Origin of the sequence: Pseudomonas sp. EA_65y_Pfl2_P78, assembly GCF_963970495.1 — a bacterium.
Classification (GTDB): domain Bacteria; phylum Pseudomonadota; class Gammaproteobacteria; order Pseudomonadales; family Pseudomonadaceae; genus Aquipseudomonas; species Aquipseudomonas baetica_A.
This window is the reverse complement of sequence record NZ_CAXAON010000019.1, coordinates 88,010-104,155: the sequence shown is the minus strand read 5'-3', so window position 1 is coordinate 104,155 and position 16,146 is coordinate 88,010. Positions and strand designations below refer to the sequence as shown.

Annotated in this window: 16 protein-coding genes; 5 read left to right on the top strand and 11 right to left on the bottom strand. The window is 57.9% G+C overall.

The features are described from left to right. Positions 1-200: 200 nt before the first annotated feature. The 6 genes from msrQ to AACY02_RS16200 all read right to left on the bottom strand — a co-directional run bounded on the left by msrQ (position 201) and on the right by AACY02_RS16200 (position 6,187). Entirely contained in the window at positions 201-824 is a 624-nt protein-coding gene (msrQ, locus tag AACY02_RS16225) for a protein-methionine-sulfoxide reductase heme-binding subunit MsrQ (protein WP_339432815.1), read from the bottom strand. Beyond that, complete coding sequence (msrP, locus tag AACY02_RS16220) at positions 824-1,837, bottom strand: protein-methionine-sulfoxide reductase catalytic subunit MsrP (RefSeq protein WP_339432814.1); 1,014 nt, start codon at positions 1,835-1,837, stop codon at positions 824-826. Before msrP ends, msrQ begins: the two co-directional genes overlap by 1 nt. 63 nt (positions 1,838-1,900) lie before the next feature. Further along, on the bottom strand, positions 1,901-2,758 hold the full coding sequence (gene pssA, locus AACY02_RS16215; RefSeq protein WP_339432813.1) for a CDP-diacylglycerol--serine O-phosphatidyltransferase: 858 nt from the start codon (positions 2,756-2,758) through the stop codon (positions 1,901-1,903). Between the two features lie 145 nt (positions 2,759-2,903). Beyond that, on the bottom strand, positions 2,904-3,920 hold the full coding sequence (gene ilvC / locus AACY02_RS16210) for a ketol-acid reductoisomerase (protein WP_339432812.1): 1,017 nt from the start codon (positions 3,918-3,920) through the stop codon (positions 2,904-2,906). Between the two features lie 48 nt (positions 3,921-3,968). After that, positions 3,969-4,460 (bottom strand): acetolactate synthase small subunit, encoded by a 492-nt coding sequence (gene ilvN / locus AACY02_RS16205; protein ID WP_003205610.1) that lies wholly within the window; start codon positions 4,458-4,460, stop codon positions 3,969-3,971. Between the two features lie 2 nt (positions 4,461-4,462). Continuing rightward, positions 4,463-6,187 carry an acetolactate synthase 3 large subunit gene (locus AACY02_RS16200; RefSeq protein ID WP_339432811.1) on the bottom strand — a complete coding sequence of 575 codons (1,725 nt, stop codon included), beginning with the start codon at positions 6,185-6,187 and terminating at the stop codon, positions 4,463-4,465. A 399-nt stretch (positions 6,188-6,586) separates the two neighbouring features. On the opposite strand from AACY02_RS16200, the gene AACY02_RS16195 reads away from it, so the two are divergent. Beyond that, a complete protein-coding gene (locus AACY02_RS16195; protein ID WP_339432810.1) occupies positions 6,587-7,003 on the top strand; it encodes a DUF4124 domain-containing protein in 417 nt (138 codons plus the stop codon). Positions 7,004-7,021: 18 nt separating this feature from the next. Here AACY02_RS16195 and AACY02_RS16190 read toward each other — a convergent pair whose 3' ends face one another. Genes AACY02_RS16190 through mrcB form a run of 3 tightly spaced genes read right to left on the bottom strand, consistent with a single transcriptional unit; the run spans position 7,022 to position 10,447 of the window. After that, positions 7,022-7,357: a YqcC family protein gene (locus tag AACY02_RS16190; RefSeq protein ID WP_221733590.1), complete on the bottom strand. Its 336-nt coding sequence runs from the start codon at positions 7,355-7,357 to the stop codon at positions 7,022-7,024. Further along, positions 7,357-8,106 (bottom strand): hypothetical protein, encoded by a 750-nt coding sequence (locus AACY02_RS16185; RefSeq protein ID WP_339432809.1) that lies wholly within the window; start codon positions 8,104-8,106, stop codon positions 7,357-7,359. Before AACY02_RS16185 ends, AACY02_RS16190 begins: the two co-directional genes overlap by 1 nt. A gap of 16 nt (positions 8,107-8,122) precedes the next feature. Further along, positions 8,123-10,447, bottom strand: coding sequence for a penicillin-binding protein 1B (gene mrcB / locus AACY02_RS16180; RefSeq protein ID WP_339432808.1), 2,325 nt, complete (start codon positions 10,445-10,447; stop codon positions 8,123-8,125). A gap of 118 nt (positions 10,448-10,565) precedes the next feature. On the opposite strand from mrcB, the gene AACY02_RS16175 reads away from it, so the two are divergent. The 4 genes from AACY02_RS16175 to AACY02_RS16160 all read left to right on the top strand — a co-directional run bounded on the left by AACY02_RS16175 (position 10,566) and on the right by AACY02_RS16160 (position 13,928). Beyond that, the gene (locus tag AACY02_RS16175) at positions 10,566-12,122 is read left to right on the top strand and encodes a bifunctional aminoglycoside phosphotransferase/ATP-binding protein (protein WP_339432807.1); all 1,557 of its coding nucleotides are present in this window, start codon (positions 10,566-10,568) and stop codon (positions 12,120-12,122) included. Positions 12,123-12,213: 91 nt separating this feature from the next. Continuing rightward, positions 12,214-12,558, top strand: a complete 345-nt coding sequence (locus AACY02_RS16170; protein ID WP_221733586.1) for a pentapeptide repeat-containing protein — start codon at positions 12,214-12,216, stop codon at positions 12,556-12,558. A 286-nt stretch (positions 12,559-12,844) separates the two neighbouring features. Continuing rightward, on the top strand, positions 12,845-13,117 hold the full coding sequence (locus AACY02_RS16165; RefSeq protein WP_003228231.1) for a TfoX/Sxy family protein: 273 nt from the start codon (positions 12,845-12,847) through the stop codon (positions 13,115-13,117). 16 nt (positions 13,118-13,133) lie between these two features. Next, the gene (locus AACY02_RS16160; protein ID WP_339432806.1) at positions 13,134-13,928 is read left to right on the top strand and encodes a Crp/Fnr family transcriptional regulator; all 795 of its coding nucleotides are present in this window, start codon (positions 13,134-13,136) and stop codon (positions 13,926-13,928) included. Positions 13,929-14,260: 332 nt separating this feature from the next. On the opposite strand, the gene AACY02_RS16155 is transcribed toward AACY02_RS16160, so the two are convergent. Both AACY02_RS16155 and AACY02_RS16150 read right to left on the bottom strand, forming a co-directional pair. Continuing rightward, the gene (locus AACY02_RS16155) at positions 14,261-15,028 is read right to left on the bottom strand and encodes a heme ABC transporter ATP-binding protein (protein WP_339432805.1); all 768 of its coding nucleotides are present in this window, start codon (positions 15,026-15,028) and stop codon (positions 14,261-14,263) included. Next, complete coding sequence (locus AACY02_RS16150) at positions 15,028-16,011, bottom strand: FecCD family ABC transporter permease (protein WP_339432822.1); 984 nt, start codon at positions 16,009-16,011, stop codon at positions 15,028-15,030. The genes AACY02_RS16155 and AACY02_RS16150 overlap by 1 nt, the downstream gene beginning before the upstream one ends. Between the last annotated feature and the right edge of the window lie 135 nt (positions 16,012-16,146).

The window sequence follows — 16,146 nt, the reverse complement described above, 5'->3', positions numbered from 1 at the left end:
GATCTCTCGTCAGCGGGAGGCGAATTCTACAGCGTTACACGCTGCTGTCAACACCTCTTTTTCAACTTCTTTCTGGCTTCGATGAACTGAAGCAACTTGCTGCCGAAAACTTCATAACTCATTGAATCTCAAGGAGTTTTCCGTTTCGACTGCGCCGGAAGTGGGGCGAATTATAGGCTTCCAGAATCTGCCGTCAACCGTTAATTTCGCTTTTCTTTCAGAATCTGCTTTCTAGCCAATAAACGCGGGACTCGACGAGCAACAGGAGGAACGCGCAGCAACAGAAGCAGAGCACCTATAAAAGCATAGACAGCCCACTCCTTGAGATCAGCCCGTACGATCCACAGCATATGCAGCAATCCAAGCCCAAGTATCACGTATACCAGTCGATGTAACTTCTTCCATCGAACACCCAAAAGGCGTTGACTGTAGCGATTGGAAGTCACCGCCAAAGCCAACAATCCGAGGAACCCCAGTGTCCCGACAATAATGTACGGACGTTTACGCAGTTCTACCCCTAGCTGGGACCAATCGAAACCCAGAATAAATGCCATGTAACTGCATAGATGTAGAACCACATAGGCAAAACACCAAAGCCCCAACTGCCGACGAACTGCGATCCACCCCGCCCACCCGGTCAGCTTCTGCAAAGGCGTCATGCTCAAGGTGATCAGCAACAACACCAACGTACCAAGCCCTAACCGATCAACCAGCACCTTGCCGGGATCGGGACCAAGCAAATCCGCAAAAGCCTGATAGAACCAAAGCAAGGGCAAAACCGCCGCCGCCATGAAAACGCCTATACGCCAAAACGGGAATCGCATCAGTAGTTCTTCCGCAAATCGAGCCCTGTATATAAAGAAGCGACTTCATCCGCGTAGCCGTTGAACATCTGCGTATCGCGCACGTTCGGCTTGAACAGGCTATTGGGCAAGCGCCGCTCCCGAGCTTGCGTCCAACGCGGGTGATCAACCGTCGGGTTCACGTTCGCATAAAATCCGTACTCATCGGCGGCAATACTTTGCCAGGTCGTCTTCGGCTGCTCACTGACCAGACTAATACGCACGATGGATTTAACACTCTTGAACCCATACTTCCATGGCACTACCAAGCGCAGTGGAGCACCGTTTTGATTGGGCAACTCACGGCCATACATACCAACCGCCAGAATAGCCAAAGGATTCATCGCCTCATCCAGACGCAAGCCTTCTACATAAGGCCAGTCGATCAGGGCAAAACCAGAGCGCTGTCCGGGCATGCTCTTGGGATCCTGTAGAGTCTCAAAGCGGATGTACTTGGCATTGGAGGTCGGCTCGACCTGTTTGAGCAACGCCGAAACAGGGAAACCGATCCATGGAATGACCATCGACCAGGCCTCAACACAGCGCAGACGATAAATGCGCTCCTCCAACTGATACGGCTTCATGAAGTCTTCGAGCGCGTAACGTCCGGGCTTACCTACCTCCCCGTCAACGACCACACTCCACGGCTCGGTTTTCAGCGAGCCGGCATTTGCAGCCGGATCCCCCTTGTCGGTACCAAACTCATAGAAGTTGTTGTAATGGGTCGCGTCTTTATAAGGCGTAATCGCCTCACCCTTGACGTTGACCGCTCCCCATTTAGTAGAAGGAAGCTTTTCGGCAAACCAGGCAGGCGCTTTACCCGCCTCGACATCCGCATAGCGAGCGGCATCGTCGGCACTCGCCCAGCGCGGCAGGCTACTGACGGCGATAACGGCAGCAGTGGCACCAAGCAATTGGCGGCGAGAGAGGTAAATGGATTCAGGCGTGACATCCGACTCATGGCAGTCAGACGTTTGAGGGACTTTGATCAGCATGGCAACTCCGCAGCTTTGGAGGACAGATGCACCCATAGACTGCGGAGTATGCGGAAAATTACATCACTCGGCCTTTTTGTGCCGACGGAGATGCAACAGGTATTGCACAGGGCCGGACGCCGCATAAGCGAGGAAAACCAGCAGCAGAATGCGCGGTGGATCGCTGAAGACCACGGCAAACACCAGCACCACCGCGAGAATCGCCACGAAAGGCACGCGCCCTTTCAAGTCCAGCTCCTTGAAGCTGTTGTACTTGATATTGCTGACCATCAGCATGCCAGCAGCCGCCACCATCAACGCGACCAGAAACGACATTTTCGAGCCCTGAATGCCGTAATCACTGAACGCCCAGACAATGCCCGCCACCACGCCAGCGGCTGCCGGGCTGGCCAGACCGATGAAATAGCGTTTATCCGCAGTACCGACCTGGGTGTTGAAGCGCGCCAAACGCAAGGCCGCACCCGCCACATAGATGAAGGCGACCATCCAGCCGACTTTGCCCATGTCGCCCAGCGCCCAACCGAACGCCAGCAAGGCCGGCGCAACCCCGAACGCGACCATGTCCGACAGCGAGTCGTACTCGGCACCGAACGCACTTTGCGTATTGGTCATGCGCGCGACGCGACCGTCCAGGCCGTCGAGCACCATGGCGACGAAAATGGCGATCGCTGCAAAGGCGAAATACTTGCTCGCGTTCACTGAGTCGCCGGCGCTCAACGCAGCCTGGGCGCTCATCGAATTGATGATGGAATAAAAACCTGCGAACAGGTTTGCAGTGGTGAACAGGTTCGGCAGCAGATAGATACCACGATGCCGGACTTTACGACCTTCTGCGTCGTGCCCTTCTTCGATGTGCTCATCGATGGGCAGCATGCTTTCGGCGTCAGAAGCCTTGTTCGGCTCTTCGGGACGTTCGCTCATGGACATTACCTTGCAACGGTTTGGAAAAAATCGACTGTGTCTGTGACGACGGTTCGGCCACAAACGATGCAGCTTTATACCAGAACCACCGCCTCAAACGAAAAAACGCGGCCGAGGCCGCGTTTTTCGTACAAGAGACGAGGACTTAGTTTTTGGCTTTGTCGACGATCTTGTTGGCACCGATCCACGGCATCATGGAGCGCAGTTGCTCGCCGATGATTTCGATACCGTGAGCGGCGTTGTTACGACGCTTGGCGGTCATCGAAGGGTAGCCGGTTGCACCTTCGCTGATGAACATTTTGGCGTATTCGCCGTCCTGAATACGTTTCAGGGCGTTGCGCATGGCCTGACGGGATTCGGCGTTGATCACTTCAGGACCCGTCACGTACTCGCCGTACTCAGCGTTGTTGGAGATCGAGTAGTTCATGTTGGCGATACCGCCTTCGTACATGAGGTCAACGATCAGTTTCAGTTCGTGCAGGCACTCGAAGTAAGCCATTTCCGGCGCATAGCCAGCTTCAACCAGCGTTTCGAAACCGGCTTTCACCAGCTCAACGGTACCGCCGCACAGAACGGCTTGTTCGCCGAACAGGTCGGTTTCAGTCTCGTCCTTGAAGGTGGTTTCGATGATGCCGGTACGACCGCCACCCACACCAGCCGCGTAGGACAGCGCTACGTTTTTGGCGTTGCCCGAAGCGTCCTGGTAGATCGCGATCAGGTCAGGGATACCACCGCCTTTCACGAATTCGGAACGTACGGTGTGGCCTGGAGCTTTCGGCGCGATCATGATCACGTCGAGGTCGGCACGCGGAACAACCTGGTTGTAGTGGATCGCGAAACCGTGAGAGAAGGCCAGAGTGGCGCCGTTCTTGATGTTCGGTTCGATTTCGTTTTTGTACAGGGAGGACTGGAACTCGTCCGGGGTCAGGATCATGACCAGATCGGCAGAAGCCACAGCGGAAGCAACGTCGGTCACTTTCAGGCCGTGGGCTTCGGCTTTGGCAACGGTAGCCGAACCTTTACGCAGACCAACGGTAACGTCGACACCGGAGTCTTTCAGGTTGCACGCTTGGGCGTGGCCCTGGGAACCGTAACCGATGATGGCAACTTTCTTGCCCTGGATGATCGACAGGTCACAGTCTTTATCGTAGAAAACTTTCATGAATTTCCCCTATATATCCAGGCCGTTCAGGCCATTCGCTAATTTGGTTTAAATGCTGAGTACTTTGTCGCCGCGAGCGATGCCGGTCACGCCGCTACGGACGGTTTCCAGAATCGATGCGGTGCCGATGGACTGAATGAAGCTGTCGAGCTTGTCGCTGGTACCGGTCAATTGAACGGTATACACGCTCGCGCTGACATCGACGATCTGTCCACGGTAGATATCGGTAGTGCGTTTGATCTCGGCGCGCTGAGCGCCAGTGGCCTTGACCTTGACCAGCATCAGTTCGCGCTCGATGTGAGCACTTTCCGACAGGTCCACCAGCTTGACCACTTCGATCAGCTTGTTCAGGTTTTTGGTGATCTGCTCGATGATTTCATCGTGGCCAACCGTGGTCAGCGTCAGACGCGACAGTGTCGGGTCTTCGGTTGGGGCCACGGTCAGGCTTTCGATGTTGTAGTTGCGCTGCGAGAACAGGCCGACTACGCGAGACAAAGCACCGGGTTCGTTTTCCAGAAGCAAGGAAATAATGTGCCGCATGATTAGGTACGCTCCGTCTTGCTCAGCCACATATCGCGCATGGAGCCGTCTTTGATCTGCATCGGGTAGACGTGCTCACTGGTGTCGACCGAAATATCGATGATCACCAGGCGATCTTTCATGGCGAACGCTTCTTCCATCTTCGACTTCAAATCTTTCGAATCGGTAATGCGCACGCCAACGTGACCATAAGCTTCAGCCAATTTGACGAAGTCAGGCAGCGATTCCATGTAGGAGTGCGAGTGACGGCTGCCGTAGCTCATGTCCTGCCACTGACGAACCATCCCCAGAACACCGTTGTTCAGAATGACGATCTTCACCGGCAAGCCATATTGCAGACAGGTCGACAGTTCCTGGATGTTCATCTGGATGCTGCCTTCGCCCGTCACGCAGGCAACGTCCTCATCCGGGAAGCTCAACTTGATACCCATGGCCGCCGGAAAACCGAAGCCCATGGTGCCCAGGCCACCGGAGTTGATCCAGCGGTTCGGCTTGTTGAACGTGTAGTACTGCGCAGCGAACATCTGGTGCTGACCCACGTCGGAGGTGATAAAGGCATCGCCCTTGGTCACTTCGCACAGGGTTTGGATCACGGTCTGTGGCTTGATCTTGCTGCCGTCGCCCTTGTCGTAAGGGAACAGGCCGCGATCACCGCGCCATTCATCAACCTGCTTCCACCAACTGGCCACGGACTCCTTGTTCGGGGTCTCGCCGATGTCCTTGAGAATCGCGACCATTTCGGTCAGGACGCTCTCTACCGGCCCCACAATCGGCACGTCGGCCTTGATGGTCTTGGAAATCGAAGCCGGGTCGATATCGATGTGAATGATCTTGGCATTCGGGCAGAACTTCGCCGCGCCGTTGATCACGCGATCGTCGAACCGCGCGCCGACAGCCAGGATCACGTCAGCATGGTGCATCGCCAGGTTAGCGGTGTAGCTGCCGTGCATGCCGAGCATGCCGATGAACTGACGATCGGTGCCAGGGAACCCGCCCAGGCCCATCAGTGTGTTGGTCACTGGCAGGTTGAGCATTTTTGCCAGTTCGGTCAGCGGTGCGGAACCGTTGCCCAGAATCACGCCGCCGCCGGAGTACAGCACTGGACGCTTGGCCGCCAGGAGCATTTCTGCTGCCTTGCGGATTTGCCCGGAGTGACCGCGAACGGCCGGACTGTAGGAGCGCAGCTTGGCTTTCTTGGGGAAGACGTATTCGAACTTCTCGGCCGGGTTGGTCATGTCTTTCGGGATATCGACCACGACCGGGCCCGGACGACCGGATTGTGCCAGGTAGAAGGCTTTCTTCATGACTTCCGGGATTTCCGAGGCGTGCTTGATCATGAAGCTGTGCTTCACGATCGGCCGGGAGATACCGATCATGTCGGTTTCCTGGAACGCGTCGGTGCCGACCATGGTGCTTGGCACCTGACCGGAAATGATCACCATTGGAATCGAATCCATATAGGCCGTGGCGATACCGGTGATGGCGTTTGTGGCGCCTGGACCGGAAGTCACCAATACCACGCCGGCTTTACCGGTGGCACGGGCATAGCCGTCAGCCATATGGGTAGCCGCTTGTTCGTGACGAACCAGGATGTGGGTCACTTCCGGTTCTTTGAACAGGGCATCGTAAACATGCAGGAGAGCACCACCCGGGTACCCGTAAATATATTTGACGCCTTCGTCACGCAAGAAGCGGACGAGCATCTCACCGCCAGATAAAAGCTCCACGTTGTTCACCTCTAAAACGCCAGAATACCGTCCACAAAATAGGGGCGGGTCTTAATAGGTTTACTTCTCGGCAGAGCATGAGCGACGGTGGTCGCCGACTACGTCAGCACTGACTGAGCAAGTATTGGGATCGTCCCAAGTGTTGCGGGCCTTTCCCACCCAGCGCGAGGTAACGCGTTGCGGGTGTAACAGGTCGGCGCGGATGTGCGCCTCATGATCTACCGAGAGGGTCTGCTTCTGGCAGTCCCTCTACAGCGGACTTTGGATTCTTCTGTTTCGCCCTCTCCAAGTCAAGTCGTCTGTGTGCTTAATTGTGGGTAAGCACATGAGAACGCAAGAAAAAACCTGAAAACCGCTACTCTGTTAGCGTCAATTGCGCAATTTTGCCAAGGAATCAGCATGCGAACGCTCCTCCTCACACTGCTGATCGGCCTCAGCCCCTGGTGCTCGGCCGCTCAGATCTACAAATGGGTCGACGCCCAAGGTGTCACGCATTTCGATGCACAACCTCCCCAAGGCCAGCCGTCCACCTCTGTGCAGACACCCTCCTCGCCCGCGCCGAAACCTGCGGCAATGCCCGGTAGCGGCGTACTCGGCGATCAGAAAGCCATCGACGCCAAGGTCCAGAAACAGGTCGCCGACCAGCAAGCGCAGCTCAAAGCATTTTGTGAACAGGCACGCACCAACCTTGCGCAATTGCAGAACAATCCGCGCTTGCGGGAGGAAGTAGAGGGACAATTGCGGCGGCTTGATGATGCGCAGCGTCAAGAGCGCATCGGCGAAACGCAGAAGCAGATAGCGGAAAACTGCCAGTAATGACTGGCAGCTTCCGGTTCAGCGCGAAGCAGTAATGAGCAGGTCAAACTCTTTGAGCAATACCTGAAGCTGCCGATCCTTGCCCTGCAGATTGCGCTGGGCGAAGACCATTTCAGCCATTTCCTGAATACCCGAGGCATTAGGTAACGGCAGATCCTGTTCGAGGATCATCTTCATGCGTGGCAGGAATATCCATTGCAACCACTGCTCGAAATCGAGCGTGTCGACCGAAAACGGCTCGACACTGCTCAAGGCTTCGGCGGACGGCGAGACTTCATCCCACATGCCCTGCGTACGCAGTTCACGCTCGATCAACAAAAGCTGATCGGCGATTTTCGGAAAACGACTGTCCATCACAGCGAAACCTTGGCCTTTTGACGGGCCAGAGCGGCACCAGCGGAGTCACCCTGCTTCTCACGGGCCTGCGCGATCAGTTCCCACAGACTGGCCTGTAAATCCGGACGACCGTTGGCCAGGGTCAAGGCACGACGGGCGAACTGTTCGGCCTGCGGCGCATCGCCTTGAGCCATGCGCACCTGCGCCAGGCGATAGAGCACTTGCGGCTCACGCGGGGCTACACGTTGCGCGCGCTCCAGGCTGGAAGACGCGCCGTTGAGGTCGCCACCGGCCTGTTGCTGTTGAGCGGTGGTCAGCAAGGCGAGAACCGGACCGTCCAGTTGCTCATCCGCTGACAAGCCACCGCCACTGTTGGCCGAAGGAATGCCACTTGGCGTCGAAGGCATGCTGTAGCTGCCGGAGTTGATCGGCGCCGCTTCCACTGGCGAAGGGTTGTACGGCCCCGGCGTGATGCCACCGGACGCCGGACCCGGCACGATCGGCGAAGTGCTGATCGGCGTCGAGGTGGTCGCGCCGCCACCTGGCACCATCACAACTACACCAGAGTCACCTTGTGGAATGGCCTGAGTCTGGCCCTGAACAGGACGCTTGACCGTGGTTTGACGGAAGCCGCCATTGGCCGAAATTCGTTCGCTGTTGGACACGGCCGTACCGGAATCAACCACCGGGATCGAACCACGCTGTACGGTAGAGCAGCCGCTGAGCAAAGCTACGGCGGTCACCGCTGGAATCAACCACTTGTTCACTTGAAACCCTCTTTGCTTAATTCATCCAGCCCTTGACCCAATCCATCACCGACTCGCCTGTAGCAGGCGTTTCGCCCGCACACGAGGCGCCGGGTGGCGGTTCGCTGCCGCGAATATACGGCATCTGCACCGCACCCGGGCAGTTGGCATCGGAGCCTTGCCCGGTATGAGAGTCAACCCACGCCTGTACGATGTTGTCCGGTTGCGGCATGTCCAGCGGCAGGGGATCGGCCTTGCGCATGAAACTGGTCCAGACCTGCAACGCACCGGTGGCGCCGGTGAACGGCGTCTTGCCGTTGTCATCACGCCCCAGCCACACCACCGCCAGCACGTCCTGACTGAAACCTGCGAACCAACTGTCGCGAGAATCGTTACTGGTGCCGGTCTTGCCGGCCAGGGTCAGGGTTTTCGGCAGCACGTTGTAAACCGATCTGCCGGTACCTTCACGCATCACGCGCTGCATGGCGTTCTGGATCAGATAGATGGACGCCGGATCAAAACGCTGCTGAATCTGGAACGGATAACGCTTGAGCGGCTCGCCTTCGGCGGTCAGTACGCTGCGGATCCCGCGCATTGGCGTGTTGAAACCGCCGTTGGCCAGCGTCTGGTACATGGTCGCCACTTCGATCGGGGTCATGCCGCCGGCGCCCAGCAACATCGACGGGTATGCCGGAAACTCACGCGTAACACCCAGGCGCGCCAAGGTCTTGAGTACATTGGGCACACCCACTTCCAGACCGAGACGCGAGGTCGACAGATTGTAGGAATGCGCCAGGCCCTGATAAAGGAACACGGTGCCATGGGAGCGGCGATCATAGTTCTGCGGTTTCCACACCTGACCGTCGGCACCTTTGACCGCTAGCGGTTCGTCAGACAACCAACTGGTCAGTGTGTACTGACTTGGTTTCTCCAGCGCGGTCAGATAAACCGCTGGCTTGATCAACGAACCCACCGGACGCACGGCATCGAGTGCCCGGTTGAATCCGGCAAAACTTGCCTGCCGGCTACCGATCATCGCCTGTACTTCACCGGTTTCCGGGTTGGTCACGACCATGGCCGCTTCCACATCATCGGAGCCTTTGCGCCCTGACAGACGTTTAAAGGTGTCATTGACCGAGGACTCGGCCTTCATCTGCAGAATCGGGTCGAAACTGGTGAAGATCCGCAGGCCTTCTTCGGTCAAGTCTTCGTCGCGATAGTCTTCGCGCAACTGGCGTTTGACCAGATCCATAAAGCCTGGAAACGAGCTGTCCGCCAATTTGCCGCGAGTGGTCACACCCAATGGCATTTTCTTCGCAGCTTCGACCTGCTCTGCCGTTGCCACGCCTTGTTGCTCAAGCACGTCGAGCACCAGGTTGCGACGCTCAAGCGCACGCTCGGGGTTGCGACGCGGGTTGTAATAGGACGGGCCTTTGACCATGCCGACCAGCAACGCTATTTGATGCAGTTTCAGCTCGGACAAGGGTTGACCGAAGAAAAACTGGCTCGCCAGACCGAAACCATGCACCGCGCGCTGGCCATCCTGACCGACGAAGACTTCGTTGAGGTACGCCTCAAGGATGTCTTTCTTGTCGTAATGCAACTCCAGCAACATCGCCATCATTGCTTCGGTGAGCTTGCGGGTCAGGCTGCGTTCATTGGTCAGGTAGAAGTTCTTGACCAACTGCTGGGTCAGCGTACTGCCGCCCTGAGTCATCTTGCCGCCGGAGGTATTGACCCAGATGGCGCGGGCAATCGACTTCGGCGATACACCCCAGTGACTGTAGAAATCGCGATCTTCTACAGCAACGAGGGTGTCCAGCAGATACGGCGGCACCTGATCGATCTTGATCAGAATGCGGTCTTCAAGGTTTTTCGGGTAAATCCCGCCGATCAGCAGCGGTTCCAGGCGAACCACGGACAATTTCGAACCGTTGATTGCCGAAAGCTCAGCAACGTAGTCACCGGAGAAGCGCACATGCACCGGCTGCGGTTTCTCCATACCTTCATAAAACTGGAAGCCACGGGTATTCAGATCGACGGTATTGCCGTTGACCGCTGCGGAGCCCGGCCCATTGCTCACGGCTTCGCGGCGATAGCCCAGGGCATCGAGTTCGGTGAGGAAATCGTTTTTGCTGAGCTTTTGTCCGACGAACAGCTCAAGCGGACGCGCGTACACCTTGGCCGGGATGGTCCAGCGCTTGCCGGAGAACTTCTCCTGCACCACGGCATCGAGGTAAACGGCGAATCCGGCCAGCACCACAAGGCCGACCAGACTGAGTTTAATGGCCCAGCCCAGCCATGGGCGCAGGCCCTTGGAAGGTGGTTTTTTCTTGGTACGGGGAGATCGAGTTCGAGTCATGGCGGCGGATTATACGCACTTTATTCAGACTCGACAGAAGCGCTCCGAGGTTTGCGTCGGGCTGGCGAGCGGCCATAATGGCGACCTCGAATTTCCCCCAGCCTCTGAAGGATCGCCCGTGAGCCAGTCACTGATCGCTGCCCTGCAAAACCCGGCCCTCTACCCGCACCCCGTCGAAGGGTTCCAGGTCATCGAAACCCATATCTCGTGGGTGATCCTCACCGGCCCCTTTGCTTATAAAGTGAAGAAACCGGTGAATTTCGGCTTCCTCGACTTCACCAACCTCCAGGCGCGTGAGCATTTCTGCGGCGAAGAGCTACGCCTGAACCAGCGTCTGACCGACGATTTGTACCTGGAAGTGCTGCCCGTCACCGGCAGCGTCGAAGCGCCACAACTGGGCGGCGATGGCCCGGCTATCGAATACGTGCTGAAAATGCGCCAGTTTCCGCAAACCGGTTTGCTCAGCACCCTGCAAGCCAACGGCGAGCTGACCACCCGGCACATCGATGAAATGGCCGAGCAGATCGCCAAATTCCACCTCAGCGCCCCGAAAGTCCCGGCCGAGCATGACGCGGGCACCCCGGACAGCGTGATGGCGCCGGTATCGCAAAACTTCGAACAGATTCTGCCGTTCCTCAGCGACAAAAACGATCTGCTGCAACTCGAGGCACTTAAAGCCTGGGCCGAAAGCAGCTTCGCCCGCCTCAAGCCACTGTTCGCCCAGCGCAAGGCCGAAGGCTTCACTCGCGAGTGCCACGGCGATATCCACTTGGGCAATGCCACCGTCATCGACGGCAACGTGGTGATCTTCGACTGCATCGAGTTCAACGAACCGTTCCGTTTCACCGACGTCTGGGCTGACACCGGCTTCCTGGCGATGGACCTCGAAGACCGTGGTCTGAAATCGTTGGCTCGCCGCTTCATCAGCCAGTACCTGGAACTGACCGGCGACTATCAAGGCATGGAAGTGCTGAACTTCTACAAAGCCTACCGCGCGCTGGTTCGCGCAAAAGTGGCACTGTTCAGCATGCCGGCAGACGCAACCCCGGTGCAGCGCGCCACCACCCTGCGTCAGTACCGCAACTACGCCAACCTGGCGGAAAGCTACAGCACCATTCCTTCGCGGTTCATGGCGATCACCCACGGTGTTTCCGCCGTTGGCAAAAGCCACGTGGCCATGCGTCTGGTCGAAGCACTGGGGGCAATTCGTCTGCGCTCCGATGTTGAGCGCAAGCGTCTGTTCGGTGAGCAAACCGTCGCCAATGATGTGCAGGCCGGCATTTATAGTGCCGATGCCAGCACCGCGACCTACGCACGCCTGCATGAAATCGCTGAAGTGATCCTGCACGCCGGTTATCCAGTGGTGATCGATGCCACTTACCTCAAGCGCGAGCAACGTGACAACGCGGCGCAAATCGCCGAAGCCACTGGTACGCCGTTCCTGATCCTCGACTGCAATGCGCCGCAAGCGGTGATCGAGAGCTGGCTGGCCATTCGTCAAGCAGACAAGCAGGATCCATCCGACGCCACGCTGGTCGTGATCGAAGCTCAACAAGCCAGTCGCGAAGCGCTGACGCCGGAAGAAATCCTGCGCAGCAAACGTGTGCAGACCAATGAATCCGGCACGCTGGACACCGTGGTGGCGCAGATCCGCCAACGCCTGCCAGGCCTGTAAGAAACTATTTCGGCCGTGAAGCCCTCGCTCGCTTCACGGCCGTCAAATAGTGGCACTATACTGGCGTCATAAAACCAACAGGTGATGTGACATGAGCCAACCCAAACTTCTCGACACTCCGCTGTATGCCTTGCTGCACAAAGATGACATCACGGGTTTTAACAAAGAGCGCCCGAAAGACGGGCCGATCGACATGGTCGGCGGTGACTTCCGCGGTCTCGACCTGCGCGAACTGAACGCCGATGGCGTGGACTTCCGGGACGCGTATTTCCGCTCCGCCGATCTGCGTGGCATCGATTTCCGTCATGCCTCGCTGGAAGGTGCAAGCCTGGCCCACGCACAGATTTCCGGTGCGTACTTCCCGCCGGAGCTCAGCGCTGACGAGATTCTGATGTCGATGAACTTCGGGACGCGCCTGCGTTATCGCACCCGCTGATAGCTCTGACACGACGCCCACCCTGCGAGGGCGAGCCTGCTCGCGAAGACGGAGTGTCAGTTACCCTGATCGTGAAAGTCAGACCGCTTTCGCGAGCAGGCTCGCCCCCACATTTGATATTTGTTTGCACCCATCTTTCTGCGTTCGCAGGCCTTTCACCCCGCCCGGTTGTCGTTTCTTAGAAGCGTTTGCGTTGATTGCAACCAAACAACCACGCTTTTCCTACTGATGGCTACACTCCTGAGAAGCTCGCCCACGCACCATTCGGCCGTCGCAAGGAGGCTTGATGAATGATGAACTGCAACACCTGAAGAATCTTGGCAAGACGTCAGCGCAATGGCTGCATGCCGTGGGCATCCACAGCGCCTCGGACTTGCGGCGCCTGGGCGCGGTGGACGCCTACCGGGCCGTGCGTACCCGCGGGTTTCGCGCATCGAAGGTGTTGTTGTATGCGATTGAGGGTGCGCTCATGGATGTGCATTGGAATGACATCCCAGCCGAGCGCAAGGACGCCCTGAACAAGCAACTCGAAGCCATTTCCTCGCGTCACAAGAATTGAACAGGCGCTGACCGTTATGTACCTGCTAGGGGAACAATCGGCGCTTGCCGACGCACTGATCAATCGTTTGCAGAACTTGCCGGCGCAATGGCTGGAAGGTCTGGCGCCGTGCGCAGAAACCCTGGAGTTGGGCGCGACGGATGACCTGATGGCGCAATTACCCGGCGATCAGATGTTTCTGCTGACCGATGGCGTGATCAACGGCTGCATAGGCACCCGGGCGTTGTTTTACTGGCAGGAAGGTGACTTGATCGGCCTGCAGCGCGGTGACGATTGGGCCGATTGCCGTTTGCGCAACGATGGACCAGTGCGTTTGCTGCCCTATCGGCGCAGCGATGTGATCCAGCATTTGTATGCCGAACCGGGCCGGGCGGATCAGTTTCTCGAGTATTTGCTGGGGCAAATGGCAATCCTGGCTCACGCGGTGGCTGAATTGAAACCTCGGGAGTTTCGCAGCACCAATGGTTTTAAACGGGTCGACGCTGGAGAAACCCTGATTCAGCAAGGCGATGCCGCCGATCACGTATTTGTGATCATCGACGGGCACGCCGAAGCCTACGTCGATGGGCACAAGGTCGGCGAGGTGCCCAAGGACGAGATTTTCGGTGCCATGGCGGTGTTCACCGGCGAGCCACGCAATGCCACGGTCATCGCCTGCGAACCGAGTACGGTGATGTTGATTCCCGGTGATCAGTTTTTGAGCCTGACCCGCACCAATCCGAAGATCGCCCACAGCCTGATCGAAAGCATGGCGCGGCGCATCGATCAACTGAACAAGCAGATCAGCCAATTGAGCTCGAACCGAAATTAACGCCAAGCCCACTTTTCTCTGGGCCGGGCGCCCATTGACGAGATGAAATCAGGGGAATGGAAAAACAGTGGTTGACTCGGTAATGAGAATCTCTATGATTATCACAACTGATCGCGAGATCGGTCGATATTCTGAAAAGCCCTTGGTTCGGACTCTCAGATTATCTCCTCATCAGGCTAATCACGGTTATTTGACCCGGTTTTTACCGGGTCTTTTTTTGTCTGTGGAAAAATCATTTGCCGAACTCGCGGCGCGGCGACCTGCTGAGACCCCGCGAGCAACAACACTGCCAACGGCCACATCCCACGCATGCAATCACCTCGATGAAAACATCAGCGGGCGATGATCAGCGGATGCCCACGCTCCGGGTGCGGCTCCACCAATACTTCAAGACCGAACACGGCTTTGAGCATATCCGGACGCAACACTTGCTGCGGCGTATCCAGTGCAACCGGACGCCCACCTTCGAGCAGCAACACGCGATCACAATAACGTGCCGCCAGATTCAGATCATGCAGGATCACCAGCACGGCAGCGCCGCGATCGGCAAACTCGCGCACAGCCTGCAAGGTTGTGTGCTGATGCAATGGGTCAAGCATTGACGTCGGCTCGTCCAGCAGCAACGTTTGCCCAGCCTGCCCCGGCCAGAGTTGCGCCAGCACCCGCGCCAGATGCACACGCTGGCGCTCCCCGCCCGACAGCGCCAGATAACTGCGACCGCTCAGATGCGCAGCGTCAGCCGCTGCCAGCGCCGCAGCAACAATCTCGTCATCACGTACCCGACCACTTTGATAAGGCAAACGGCCCATGCCGACCACTTCTTCAACGCGAAAGGCAAAATCCAGCGTCGACACCTGCGGCAACACCGCCAAGCGCTGAGCGCGTTGCGTACCGCTCCAATGGCTCAAGGCTTCGCAGTCGAGGGAAACTTCGCCCTCACTGGCCGTCAATTCGCCGCACAAAGCACCGAGCAAGGTACTTTTACCGGCGCCATTGGGGCCCAGCACGCCGAGCACTTCGCCCGGTTTGAGTTCCACGCTGACCCCGCCAAGGACAGTCTTGCGGCCGCGAAGGATATGCACGTTGTGCGCACGCAACATCAGGCACGCCCTCGCAACAACAGATAAAGAAAGAACGGCGCACCGATAAATGCCGTGACAATACCGATTGGCAACTCCGCCGGCGCCAGCGCCAGACGCGCCAGCAGATCCGCCAGCAACAACAGACTCGCCCCGGCCAGCACAGAGGCTGGCAGCAACACTCGATGATCGGGACCTGCCAACAACCGCACCAGATGCGGCACCACCAACCCGACAAAACCGATCATCCCCGCCGCTGCCACTGCCGCGCCGACACCCAGTGCCGTGCAGAACACCAGTTCGCGCTTGAGTCGCTCGACATCAATGCCCAAATGCCCCGCCTCGGATTCACCGAGCAGCAAGGCATTCAACGCTTTCGCCCGACGCGGCAGCCACAGCGCAACGCCGGCGCTGATGATCAACAACGGCCACAACCGCGCATAACTGGCGCCGTTGAGGCTGCCCAGGTTCCAGAACGTCAGCGTGCGCAGGGTTGCGTCGTCCGCGAGATAGGTGAACAGTCCGACCGCCGAACCGGCCAGCGCCGTCAGCGCGATCCCCGCCAGCAACAGGGTTGCAACGTTGGTTTGCCCATTGCGCCGGCCGAGTCGGCAGACCAGCGCCGTCACCCCGAGCCCGCCGAGAAACGCACACACCGATAACAGATAAGGCCCGAACGATTCAGGCAACCCCCCAAAAAAAGAGCCGCCGACAATCGCTATCGCCGCCCCTAACGCCGCGCCACTGGAAACACCGACCAGCCCTGGGTCCGCCAGCGGATTACGAAACAACCCCTGCATCGCCACGCCAGACAATGCCAGTACACCGCCGACCGCTAGCCCGAGCAACGTTCGCGGCAGGCGAATCTGCCCGAGAATCAGTTCGGCCTGCTCCAGCCCCTCCGGTGCCAGCGGCACACCGATCAGGCGCAAAGCCGCGCGTAACGTATCGAACAGCGGCAGACTGACCGGGCCGAGCGCCAATGACAGCCAGATCGCCAGCACACACAGAAGCGTCAGGCCAATGAACAAGCCTCGGGGTTTGACCCGTGTGGTCATGGGTTGCTCTTGGCCGGGTAGAAAGCGTCAGACAGGGTTTTCACAACGCGCAGACTCAGGCGCATACACAGCTTCCTTTAA